This window comes from Lutibacter sp. HS1-25, assembly GCF_004121075.1.
Taxonomy (GTDB): Bacteria; Bacteroidota; Bacteroidia; order Flavobacteriales; family Flavobacteriaceae; genus Lutibacter.
The window spans coordinates 82,628-95,859 of record NZ_RHLN01000007.1 but is presented as its reverse complement, the minus strand read 5'-3'; the positions used below and the strand labels follow the sequence as shown (position 1 = coordinate 95,859).

Below are 13,232 nucleotides of genomic sequence, written 5' to 3'. Positions count from 1 at the left end.
CTTATGCTGTTGAAGACAATTTAGACCTTCTAGAAGAGTTCAAGGAAGCTGGTGTTGGCCAAGTGGCACCGGGCTACAATTACCGAAATCGATTCGCAAGTGGACAACTAGATCGATCTGATGCCGGACTGAGCATGGCAGGGGTAGACCTGATCAAGAAGTGTAACGAGTTGGGCATTATTGTCGATGGAGTTCACAATAGCGATAAAGATGTATTGGACATGATTGAATTCTCTAGCAGCCCGGTAATCATTTCTCACTCCAATGCCAAAGCTGTTTACAACCACCCGCGTAATGTTCCAGATGATGTGATTAGGGCGATTGGTCAAAACGGTGGTGTTGTTGGTGCAGTTGGTTGGCCAACGTTTGTAAGTGCAAGTCAAACTCCTACGTTTGACCAGTTCTTCGCGCATATCGAACATATCATTGAAGTGGCTGGTATTGACCATGCCTCCATCGGAATGGATTATTTCTATATGATTCAAGGACTTATGGCAGATGATGATGCACAAAAGCTTTACGACCAAATCATTGCAAGTGGTGCTTGGACAGCTAAAGAGTATGGCCATCCTCCTTATGTATACCCTACTGGTCTTAAAACACCTGCAACCTTCTACAATATAACTAATGGGCTTCTTAACAGAGGATATAGTGTAGAAGATACTCAAAAAGTTATGGGAGGAAACTTAATGCGTGTCATGAAGGAAGTTTGGGGGGCGTAATGCTTAGGGCCGTCAGGAAAAGGTCAGGAGTCATTCATCGGAGTTTAACTATAGAACACAAATTCTGATTTAGGACTCCTGACCTTAAATTTATAAGGAAAATACAATTTTTGCCTTAGCATTAAATCTAAATCAGCAAATAAACAGAATCAAGGTCATAACTATTATGAAGACAAGCATGATTCAATATATAAACTGATATTGAATTTACCATAGTAGTAAAGTGAATGTCAAAATTGGAACCAAGGAAAAGTAATTGTTTGAAATAAATAGAATACATACATTCTTAGAAATTCAAGAGAAGTAAATGAAAAGTTCAGAAAAAGATTTAAAAGGATTTGTTACATCCCCAAAGGTGCCCTTTGACGATGCATGGAATTTTCTCATGAAAGTAGGTTTGGCAGCGCATAAATACGGCTCTACTTCAGGAAGATTAGAATTTCTATTAAAAAGCTTAGCTAAAGATTTTGGTTACAATGGTAAATTCAAATCTACACCTGTAGAAATCAGGTTTGGTTTATTGAAAGCATCAGAAATACAAATGCGTGAGGAAATTGTAGCTACCCAACCCCCATCTATTGATTTGGACAAGCTCGCCCGATTAGGGGATGTGTTGAACGAAATTAAAGCTGGGTATTTATCTCTTAATGATGCTGAGCCGCGCATTGATGCAATTGATCAAATTCCTCCACCATGGAACAATTTTGCCAGTATGTTAGGATATGTCTTTTCTGGATTTGGTTTTGCACTACTTTTGGGTGCAGGATGGATAGATAGCTTATTCGTATCAGTATTTAGCATCATCGTTTTTGGTATAGTTCAACTATCAGTTCGTTTTGGTACTGCTGCTATAAATTGGATGCCTCTTACAACTGCATTGGTTAGTGGCTTTCTTGCAGCATTGATTAAACATTGGATACCTGAATTAAATCTGGTTTTGGTTATTCTTTGTTCTGTTATTATATTGCTACCTGGATACTCTATTAGTTTAGGCACTGGCGAATTGGTAACAAAACACATGAAATCAGGTTTGTACAATTTAAAAACAGGGTTAATTGCACTTGTTAAACAAATTGCAGGAGCTATAATTGGTGTCCGTATAGCTAGTTTTTTAGTAACCATTTCAGCAGTGGCACCTCAAGCCCCTGTAGATCAAAAGTGGATGATACTTTATTTTCCATTGTTACTAATTGGCTTGGCATTAGCATTTCAAGTACCACGCAAAGATTTACCTTGGTCGGTACTTGTTTCTGCCATAGCCTATTTGGGAGTTTTGGGTGGAAGTTCAATAATGAATGCTAATTTGGGAAATTTGCTAGGGACAATTGTTGCTGTAATTGTTGGCAATTTCTGGTCTCGTAAAACAGGCCGACCAGCTTCTATTGTTGTTATTCCTGCTATTTTATTGTTAGTGGGAGGTACCATTGGTTTTCGTGGTTTAGCCAATATGGCTAGTGGAAATATGGAGCTTGGAGTACAACAGTTTTTTCAGATGTTTATTGTGGCATTAACCATTATGTTGGGTGTTTTAATCGGTTTTTTCATTGTGAAACCTAAACCCAATTTGTAAATAAATTAACTCTTTTTGAATATCGTAAAAGTTAACTATAAAGAATAGCAATTTTTTTTAATCTATTAATATTTACCAAATTTATAATTTAATTGTAGCTTTTTTAAACATGGCAACAGCAAGCAATGCTGAATTGATAATAATGTGTGGTCAACGTGAGATGTATCAGGGTAAGCTAGGTGTTATTGAAGAAGGTGCATATGCCGATTTGCTGCTAGTAAACGGTAACCAGCTTAAAGATATATCGTTATTAGCTGCACCAGATAAAAATTTGTCTTTAATTATGAAAGATGGCTTAATTTATAAGAAAAAACTGTAATATATTGTAGATTAAATAGATATGAATTTATTTTTTAGCGAGTAACAAATGTTGTTTATGCTGTTTTTGTCGTTAAGAATAGCTGAAAACTAAGAAAAACGATCATCATGATGAAACGTAGATAGCCGAAGGTTTGTTTTGTCATATTGTTTAATTTCTTTTATTTGTTAATATAGTTACCAGAGTAATAGTTGTATTTTTATAGTGTCAAGTTGTATATGGGTGTTGAAAATAATTCTATTATATGTAATAAAATTTAATGATATTGTTTAATTTAATAGCTTAAAAAAATTAATATATTTGTTACAATAGATTATCTATTTGATATTGTAAAAGAAGATACTTATGTCGATTTATGACTTGTAAACGAAAATCTGTTGAAAAATAGTTTTTTATTAGCTAATTCTAAAAAGAACTAACTGCTAATAAAAAAGAAGATAAATTGTTGAAAATATTATAAAATAAATTTAAAAGTATGAAAAGCGAAAAGAGAGGTTTGATATTGTTTTTTGTTGCAGTGGTGCTTAATTTTGCTGTCTATGGGCAAAATCAAAAGAAAGATACTATTAAAATAAGAGATCTTTCAGCTCCAAGCTCTGTAAGTCAGCAGATGAGTAAAGACATCGCCTCAAAAGGATCAACCTCAAAAGAAATTTTTAATAGATGGTCTGGGTTAGACAGTTTAGACCAATTGAAACAAAGGTTTTATAAAAAAACTGGCTTTATTATTAATGCTGATTATAACTCACAAATAATGGCAGCTACCAAAGCAATAGGTGATGATGTTGGTGCCAGTGGTGTATTTCGTATGTATGGTAAGTATAATTTGGTTGGTAGAGGTACTTCACATGAGGGCGGTTTGGTATTTAAAGTTGAAAACAGACATAAATACACCGACCTACCATTACGTGAATGGGGACTTGCAGGAGTAGGTTATGTTGGTCTTGTGCAATCTGTTTATAATGATGACAGGTGGCGTGTTACCAATCTATATTGGAGACAAACATTTGCAAAGGCTAATATTGTAGCTTATGCGGGATTTTTGGATGTGACGGATTGGACTGACATATATGCATTGGCAAGCCCTTGGAGTAGTTTTAACAACCTATCATTTGCAACAGGTACCAGTACTACCGGCGGTTCATACCCTGATGGTTCATTGGGCTTAATGGTTAGCGCATGGTTAACGGATCATATTTATGTTATAGGAGGTTTAATTGATGCTAATGGTACTGCCAAAGAATTTTATAAAAGCTTTGATACGTTCTTTACTGAATTTGAAACCCTCAAAACTTTTGAAGTAGGTTATACGCCTAATTACGAAATGCCTATTTTACAAAACGCACATATAACCTTTTGGCAAGTAGACAAGACAGTGAATGCTCCTAATGGTTGGGGTATTTCAGGCTCTGTTAGTTGGGAATTAGGTAATAAATTATTTCCATTCCTTAGAGGGGGCTGGGCAAAAGATGGTGGTAGTATTTTTACTGCTTCAGTGAGTACTGGTATTGGTTATAATATAACAGGATCAAATGTATTTGGATTAGGATTAAACTGGAACAAACCAAATGAAAATCTATTTGGTACTGGCTTAAAAGATCAATACCTTTCTGAAATATTCTACAAATTACAGATTGTACCTCATGTAGAATTTACACCAAATATACAATTGATAATAAATCCAGCATTAAATACCAACACAAATTTTACAACTATTTTTGGAGCACGTGGACGAATTAATATTTAAATAAACTAGAATTAAGATATACACAATACAATAATTATATAAAAAAATTGATTGAAAGAATGAAATCAGTCTGTATTAAAAGAAGACTGAATATGTCAAACCCGCTAACACAGGGAGTACATATTCAGTCTTCATTAATAATAACAAAGGCTTTCAGCCTTTGTTACCTACTAATTATCTTGTTCGCTTGTTTGTTTGCTTTTACAAATCTAAATGCGCAAAAACTTGATACCATTACACCAATACGCGATAATATTGGAGATTTAAACGAAGCGGCTATTAGAAAAGGTGAATTCCCTGGAGCCATTAAACTACCTGGTACAGATGTTTCACTGGCTGTTGGAGGATTTATTAAGGCCGTTGCATTTTACGATACCAAATACAATGTAAAAAACGAAATACTTCTTCCGGGCACATTCTCTCCCGAAAATATTTATAAAGGTCAGACCTATATGGGCGCCAAAACATCGCGCTTATATTTTGATGGAAGATATAGTATAAAAGATATACAAATGCTAGGTTATATCGAGATGAACTTCAGGGGAGAATCAGGATTTTCCTTGCGACATGCTTATTTACAATTAAGTAATAAGAAGGGTCAAAAACTATTAATGGGGCAGTACTGGAGTCTTGTTATGGATTTACAGGCAATACCTGAAGGTTTGGTTGAACCTACCATAAGTGGACTGCCCTTTATACGCCGTGGACAAATTCGGTTTAGCACCCCAATTTCCAAAACACTTGCATTGTCGGTTTCTCTGGAAGAACCCATAAATTCAGATCTAAAAGGAGTTAATATGACTCCGTTGAATAAATATCCTGATTTTATTGCATCACTGAGCGTTGACCCTTCATCTATATATCATTTTAGCATCGTGGGAATGATTCGTCCTATGTCTTTTGCTGATAAAACAGATGATTCTGAAAATCGTGTAACTGGTTATTTAAGCAACGCAACATTCATTGTTAAACCAAATGATGCTATCAAAATTACGCTTTCAGGCCTGTATGGTTCAGGAGCCTCAAATTATGTATTGGGAGCGGATAGTAATGCCGGATATTTTGATGGAGCTAGAACTGAATTGCAAACCCAATATGGTGGTTTTGGTGTATACCGCCATGAATGGAATGAAAAATTTAGAAGTAATTTTGCGTATGGAATGTTTGGCGCTGATAAAATTCCAAATAATCCTAATCCACATATAAAATCAAGTACTTTCGCTTTTATGAATACGTTTTACAGGGTTAATAAATATGTAAATATTGGTGTGGAATGGATTTACTCAGCCAAGGAAAATTACAACGGGGGAAAATTCAATAATAACCGTTTTCAATTTGGAATACAGCTATTTTAATGGCATCTTAGCCAGTTGTAAATCATAATCGAACAATTTAAAATAGGATATGGGTAAGAAGTTTATGTAACCGAGGGACAAGTTTATTCGAAACATGAATACAAAGTAGGATTACGTTGGGATCCAATAGTTACATTATATCTGCCATTACCTACGGAGGCTGTTTCGATGTCAGTCTGGGGGCGGGTTTTGAAATAGAATTTGTTATTTTTTCTTTTAAATTTTTGAAAAAGAATTTATAAAAAACACTACTTTTAAACTCTAAAATTAACAATGAATAATTCTATCATACAAATACAGAACTTAAATTTTGGTTGGGATAAATCTAAGGTTCCTTTTATTACAATTCCAGAACTTGAAGTTTTGAAAAGTGAACATCTTTTAATTAAAGGCGATAGCGGAAGTGGAAAAACTACTTTTTTGAACTTAATATCCGGGGTTTTACCATTGAGCAGTGGTGAAATTAAGATATTAGAAAAAAAATTGGTTGATGCTTCCTCTTCACAACGCGATGCCATTAGGGCAAATCATATGGGGGTTATTTTTCAGATGTTTAATCTGATCCCTTATCTTTCAGTTATTGAAAATGTACTTATTCCCATACATTTTTCTGAAGTTAAAAGGAATAAAATCCAAACAAAGGGAACTACTGCAAAAGAAGAAGCCATCCGTTTACTGTCTGAATTAGGTCTTCAGCAAAAAGAGATTCACGAAAAAAAAGTGACCGAACTGAGTGTTGGGCAACAACAAAGGGTAGCTGCAGCCAGGGCTTTAATTGGTTCGCCCGAAATTATACTGGCCGATGAACCAACTTCAGCACTTGATGAAAAAAATGCTATGCGCTTCCTTGACCTGCTTTTGGAAGAGTGCAAAAAAAACAACAGCACTTTGTTGTATGTAAGTCACGACAGTCGTATCCAACAGAGATTCCAAAAAAGTATTTCAATCAATGATTTTACAGAAACTATGCAAATTATTGAGAAAAAAGGAAAGGAGGCTGTGGTATGTTTATAGTAAAATTGGCGTTAAAAAGTTTGTTGAACCGTAAGTTTACGGTTGCACTTACCATATTTTCTATCGCTATTAGTATCACGCTTTTATTGGGTGTTGAACGGATAAGGATTGGCTTGGAAAATAGTTTTACCAATTCAATTTCGGGCACCGATTTGATTGTTGGTGCGCGCAGCGGCGACGAGCAACTTCTTTTGTCAACGGTATTTCATATTGGAATGGCTACTAGCAATATCAGCTGGCATAGCTACGAAGATATAGCGGCTAATGAATTGATAGACTGGACGATTCCGATTTCACTGGGCGATTCGCATGAAGGATTTGGTGTAATTGGTACGAACCACGACTATTTCACACATTATCAATTTGCCAATAAACAGCATTTGCAATTTCAGGATGGAAAGGCATTTCAAAAAACTTTTGATGCCGTTTTAGGGGCAGATGTTGCAGCTTTACATAACTATAAAATTGGCGATGAAATTGTAATCAACCACGGTTCAGGTAAAATTGCTTTTCACGACCACGGTGACAAACCTTTTCGCGTTACTGGAATCCTGAAACGTACTGGCACACCTGTTGACCAAACCATTCATGTGAGCCTAGAAGGAATTGAAGCCATTCATATTGACTGGGTTAATGGAATGCCCGACAAACACATGCACTTTTCGGCCGATGAAGTTGAGGAATTGAATCTTGAACCCGAATACATTACTGCTTTTTTGGTGGGATTAAAAAACCGAACAAATATTTTGGCCGTACAACGCCAAATCAATACAAATAAGAGTGAGCCACTAACTGCAGTTATGCCTGGGTTGACCTTGCAACGACTTTGGAACATGATGGGAAAGATTGAATCAGCACTGCTGATTGTCTCTGGTTTTGTTGCCGTTGCCGGATTAATTGGTATGCTTGTGGCATTGCTTACCGGCGTTAATGAAAGACGGCGCGAAATGGCAATTCTACGCTCGGTTGGTGCCAGCCCTTTAAAAATATTCGGTTTAATTTCCTGCGAATCTATTGTAATTACCGTTTGGGGAATAGCGCTAGGTATAGCTGTTGTTTTTCTCCTGTTACAGATAGCAAAACCCATACTAGAAACACAGTACGGCATTTATTTAAATCCCTCAGGGATATCATTACAGGAAATTTATATAATCGGAACGGTAATAATTTTAGGAATATTAATTGGGATAATTCCCGGTTATAAAATATATAAATACTCACTTTTAGACGGAATGACCGTTAAAATGTAACTTAATTTCATACAATAACTAAATAAAAAAAATATGCGCAAATTAATTTTTACTTTTCTATTTTTAACTGTTTTTACTAGTATTTTTGCCCAAGAGGTAAAAGTAATTCATTGGGATGATCTAATTTCGGATGAAGTTAAATTTGATGATCCTTTTGAAAAATTGACAGAGGAACAAATTGATGAAACAAGTTATATAGCGAGAATACGGATGCTTCAAGAAAGAAAACCAGGAAGCGTGAACGCTGAAATTCTGAAAAAAGTTCAAGAAAAAGAAAAAAAACTCACAGCTGAAGGAGTTGATATTGAGTACTTGATTGCCCAGCGTACAGCTATTATGGAGCTTCGAAAAAAGAAAGCGGAAACAGTGGTAGAATCATTAAACGGATTAAACATTAGAATGTCAGGTTATTTATTGCCGCTGGACTTTGATGGAAAAAATGCATTTGAATTTCTTTTAGTGCCTTGGGTAGGGGCTTGTATTCACACACCACCTCCACCGCCAAATCAAATTGTTTATATAAAATTTGACGAAGGCTTCAAAACAACTTCCCGCTTTGCTCCGGTTTGGGTTGAAGGTACGCTGTCAACAAAAAGTTTAACGAAAGAGCTTTTTTTGGCAGATGGTATTGACAATATAAATATGGGATATTCAATGTCTGCAAAAAAAATCTGGAACTACAACGATAAGTAAATAGGACAAGCAAGGATTCACTACTGGATGCGCATCCGTTAATTTCAGTTGCGGTATAAATTATACTTTTAATCATTAGTGTCCAATAAAATAATTTAAAAGAAAGCGGTATCAACTATCGTCTTTCTTTTTTTTTATGACTTTAATTTTTAACAAAATTAAACGCTTCAAATCTTATAAGTTGAGATGACGCATACACACAAAGTTGGACGCTACCAATTTTTGCAAAATGGCGGGGCTCCTTTTTTTTTCCAATTTTTTTTTAATTTTTTTTTCCCAAATTATAAATAATTGTATATTTGTTAGAGTTTGGTACTTAAAACTGCCATTGCGTTTAGTTATAGACGTTATATGCTATGAAAAGGACGAAGCTTTTAAATCTAAATTATTTTTAACTTTTATTACAAAAAACACAAATTTATTATGAAAAGAATGAAATCGGTACTCGGTCTTATTGTTGCATTGGTATTGCTAAATGCCAATGTATTTGCACAAGAAAAAAAAGCACCCAATTACAAATTAATCACCAATGTAAATGTTTGGGATGGAACAAGTGATAAGCTTGTAAAAGCAGATGTTTTAATTGAAAACAACCTAATTAAAGAGGTTAAAAATGGAATTACAGCACCTGCAGGTGCAATTGTAATTGACGGTAAGGGTGGTACCGTAATGCCTGGCTTAATTGAGGGGCACGGCCATTTATACTTGAATGGTCTTACGCTAGCGGATATTGAAAATAATAAAGGCTATGATGAATTAGCAATTAGAGCAGCGGTAAAAGCTGAAGCTGCTTTAATGTCAGGATTTACTACCTGGAGAGATGCAGGAGGAATGGGTTCTGGACTAAAGAAATGTATAGATGCAGGTATGGTAAATGGCCCAAGACTTTATCCTTCTGGTGCTTTAATTGGCCCATCTGGTTCTCACGCAGATTTTAGAAATTATACAACTCCTAACGAAACTATGTTTGGTGCGCATTCTTCAGCAGCTCGCAATGCCATGAGTTTTACGGCTGATAGTCCGGAAGCGATTAAAACAGCAGCTCGCCAAAACTTTATGCAAGGAGCAACTCAAATTAAAATCATGTCTAGTGGTGGAATTGCTTCACAATTTGACCCTTGGCAATTAAATGCGTTCTCTGTAGAAGACATACAAGCTGCTGTTGAAGTAGCAGAGTCTTATGGCTCTTATGTTCAGTCTCATGCGTACGGTAAGACAGCAATTATGAGATGCTTAGACAATGGCGTAAAGACTATAGAGCATTGCTTAATGTTTGATGAAGAGGTTGCGAAAAAAATGGTAGAAAAGGGAGCATATATGACTACAAACGTGACGTCTTTCTCTCCTCTAATTGATCAACTGGATTATATACGCACAAGTGCAATGTCTAAGAAAAAATATGAGTCTGCGAAAATAGCAGCCAAAGATTTTGTTGAAAACGTAAAGAAATTTAAACCAAAAATGGGATTCAATACAGATGCGATTGGCGATCTTCAAAACGGTATAACGCAAGCTGACTATTCTATTTATTTAAGTGGACAGTTATTTGGTAATTTATTTACATTAAAATCACTGACTTCTGTAAATGGTGAAATCGTAAAACTTGCAGGAGATGTTATAGACCCTTATTTTGAAGGTAGTTTAGGCGTAGTGAAAGCGGGAGCCTATGCAGATATTCTTATTATAGATGGAAATCCATTAGAAGACTTAACACTTATTGGCGCTAATGAAAAATGGTTTGATGCACCTGGACGTGCTGGTGATGATATTCCAGCAATGAAGCTTGTCATGAAAGATGGAAAAGTATATAAGAATACTTTGTAAGTAAGACAATCTAAAATAGGTTGACAGATATATATTACAAATATAATCAGAAAACTGCGAAGCTAGCTTCGCAGTTTTTTTATGTATATAACTTGGTGTGGATATGCGAACTTAGCCATCATAGAAAGTTAAGAAATAATCTTATTTTTAGCTTATGAAACATGTTCGCAAAATTTATTAGGTACTCCATTACGGTTGGGAATGATTTTGTGGATAATGCGGAGCTGAAAAAAGGGAAATCCTTTGAACTAAGCAAAAGATTAAAATGGGAGACAGCTCCTGAGATTTTGAAATAAGCAACTTCTGTAAATACTGAAATCTTATATTTAAGTGACTTAAGTATTCTGTATCCAAAAAAATAGGGCTTATTGAAACAGATGCTTAAGTAGACATATTTCTTGTAAAAGGCTATCTACAAAAGTCCTAACGATTTTTCATGATTCAGAAATTAACATTCAGTTAATTATGAAGGACGGGAAAGTCTATAAAAATACAATAAAGTAAAAAAAAATTGTACAATCATGTTATCTTTAAATAGCTAGCATGATTTTTTTTTAATTAGTTTTGTTGAATAAAAAATTGAAAAATACCTTCCGTTTCAACAATACTTTTTATAATTATCTAACACTTCAATGTCAACAGTAAAAAGTCACTTGACCCATATTTTTCGAAAGTTAGCTGTTTCTAATCGTACCTCGATGCTTAATAAACTTAGAAATGAAGTTGTTTTTTTTTTTAATAAAGCTATTTTAATACTTTAGTACTATACCAAATGTCGCGTTTTTTTTTACCTTTGATAGATTGTTTGAAAAAATAAAATTGCGAATCTTTTAAAACTACATAAATCATATGGGGTTTAACAAAAATTAAATTGTTGGATAAACATATTTTTTTGTTTAACTTTTTTTTTATATATTTAAACATATTTTTAGTATTAGATTAATTAACTTTAAAATAATATTATAACATATAAATATTTAATAAAAAATCACTTATTGTGAAACACGAAAATTATATTAACTTAATACTTAAATTATGAAAAAAAGTTTAACTTTTCTTTTTATTTTCTTGGTATCGTTTTCATACGGTCAAAAGAAAACAACTTCAAATGACAGCTATGATCTGGTCATTTTAAATGGCCGGGTAATGGATCCTGAAACTATGTTTGATGATATCTCAAATGTAGGTGTTAAGGATGGGAAAATAGTGGCAATTACAAAATCTCCAATAAAAGGTAAAGAAACCATTGATGCAAAAGGGCATGTGGTTGCACCTGGTTTTATCGATACACACTATCATGCAACCGATGTTTTTGCTAGTAAAATGGCATTAAGAGATGGCGTAACTACAGGTATGGATCTTGAAGCAGGTTCATTCAATGTAAAAGAATGGTACGCAGAAAAAGCAAAAACGGGCTGGCAAGTAAACTACGGTACAAATGCTAGTTTGTTATTTAATAGAATGGCTGTTCATGATCCTGATGCTGAACTTAGTGCACCAGTTGATTATTCTGTTATTGGTATTTATGCTGCTAAGGCTTTGACAGATGGTGTGCAAGGTTGGGCAGAAACACCATCTACAGTTGAGCAAATGAATAAAGTAATGGCTTTAATGGATGAAGATTTACGACAAGGTGCCATTGGTATTGCTGCGCCGATTGCCTATATGGCTAAAGGTATCACTAGTTATGAGCTTTTTGAAGGTCAAAGGATGGGTGCAAATTATGGCCGTATGACTTCTGTTCATACAAGATACCATCTTTTATCAGAAACGCCAACTGAAGCTCCAATAGCTTTTGATGAAATGTTCACGAATTCGATGTTGTTGAATGCACCATTGCTTATCGCTCACAACAATGATTATGGCTGGTGGGAAATTGAAGAAAAATTGCAAATGGCAAGAGAAAAAGGGTTGAATATGTGGTCAGAATATTATCCTTATGCCGCTGGGTCAACAGCGATCACGGCTGCTTTCTTGAGCCCTTCTGAATGGGTAGAAAAACGTGGTTACAAATACGAAGAAACCATCTACGACCCTATAGACGATGCATACCTTACCAACGAAACTTATGCTGCACTAATGAAAAAAGAACCAGGAAGGTCTGTTGTGGTTGAATTTCCTTACAGAAAAGCATGGATGAATTATTGGTTATCTATTCCTCACATGACTATTGCAAGTGATGCAATGGCAGGAGTTGGTGAAGATGGTAAACTACTACCTTGGGATGCTGATTGGTCAGAATACCGTGGTCACCCTCGTACCTCTGGATCTCGTGGTGCTGTTTTTAGAATGGCTCGTGAACAAGGTGTACCATTGATGTTTACAATAGCGCAAGCTAGTTACTGGCCAGCCAAACATTTAGGGGATACAGGGCTTGAAGCTATGAAACAACGTGGTAGAATTCAAATAGGTAAAATTGCTGATATCACTATTTTTGACCCAAAAACAATCACCGATAATTCTGGATTTAAAGTAGGGCAGCACGGTATCCCAACTACAGGTATTCCATATGTAATTGTAAATGGTGTTACTGTTGTAAAAAACAATGAAGTACTTACTGTAAAACCAGGAAAAGAAATTCGTTTCCCAGTGGAAGCTAAAGGTAGATTTGTGCCAATTGAGCAAAATAAGTGGTTGAATGAGCATACGATTGGTTTAAATCCTGAACTTATTGAAATTCATTTAGACGATGATTCTGGTGCAGGTAAACCTTTACCAAAAAAATAAATAATAGTAAT

At 35.0% G+C, this 13,232-nt stretch carries 11 protein-coding genes; all 11 read left to right on the top strand.

Annotation, left to right across the window (positions count from 1 at the left end):
* On the top strand, positions 1-722 hold a 722-nt coding region (locus EC396_RS04535), incomplete at its 5' end, for a dipeptidase (RefSeq protein WP_129365519.1).
* A gap of 307 nt (positions 723-1,029) precedes the next feature.
* Entirely contained in the window at positions 1,030-2,292 is a 1,263-nt protein-coding gene (locus EC396_RS04530; RefSeq protein ID WP_129365518.1) for a threonine/serine exporter ThrE family protein, read from the top strand.
* Between the two features lie 109 nt (positions 2,293-2,401).
* A complete protein-coding gene (locus EC396_RS04525; RefSeq protein WP_129365517.1) occupies positions 2,402-2,611 on the top strand; it encodes a hypothetical protein in 210 nt (69 codons plus the stop codon).
* A gap of 475 nt (positions 2,612-3,086) precedes the next feature.
* The gene (locus EC396_RS04520; RefSeq protein WP_129365516.1) at positions 3,087-4,358 is read left to right on the top strand and encodes a carbohydrate porin; all 1,272 of its coding nucleotides are present in this window, start codon (positions 3,087-3,089) and stop codon (positions 4,356-4,358) included.
* 179 nt (positions 4,359-4,537) lie between these two features.
* On the top strand, positions 4,538-5,713 hold the full coding sequence (locus tag EC396_RS04515; protein ID WP_129365515.1) for a DcaP family trimeric outer membrane transporter: 1,176 nt from the start codon (positions 4,538-4,540) through the stop codon (positions 5,711-5,713).
* Positions 5,714-5,986: 273 nt separating this feature from the next.
* Complete coding sequence (locus EC396_RS04510; RefSeq protein ID WP_129365514.1) at positions 5,987-6,727, top strand: ABC transporter ATP-binding protein; 741 nt, start codon at positions 5,987-5,989, stop codon at positions 6,725-6,727.
* Positions 6,728-6,732: 5 nt separating this feature from the next.
* Complete coding sequence (locus tag EC396_RS04505) at positions 6,733-7,977, top strand: ABC transporter permease (protein ID WP_205757913.1); 1,245 nt, start codon at positions 6,733-6,735, stop codon at positions 7,975-7,977.
* Between the two features lie 33 nt (positions 7,978-8,010).
* Positions 8,011-8,670: a DUF3299 domain-containing protein gene (locus EC396_RS04500; RefSeq protein ID WP_129365512.1), complete on the top strand. Its 660-nt coding sequence runs from the start codon at positions 8,011-8,013 to the stop codon at positions 8,668-8,670.
* 423 nt (positions 8,671-9,093) lie between these two features.
* Entirely contained in the window at positions 9,094-10,494 is a 1,401-nt protein-coding gene (locus tag EC396_RS04495; protein ID WP_205757912.1) for an amidohydrolase family protein, read from the top strand.
* 632 nt (positions 10,495-11,126) lie between these two features.
* Entirely contained in the window at positions 11,127-11,255 is a 129-nt protein-coding gene (locus EC396_RS18265) for a response regulator transcription factor (RefSeq protein WP_129365511.1), read from the top strand.
* 274 nt (positions 11,256-11,529) lie between these two features.
* Positions 11,530-13,221: an amidohydrolase family protein gene (locus EC396_RS04485; RefSeq protein WP_129365510.1), complete on the top strand. Its 1,692-nt coding sequence runs from the start codon at positions 11,530-11,532 to the stop codon at positions 13,219-13,221.
* The last annotated feature ends 11 nt before the right edge of the window (positions 13,222-13,232 follow it).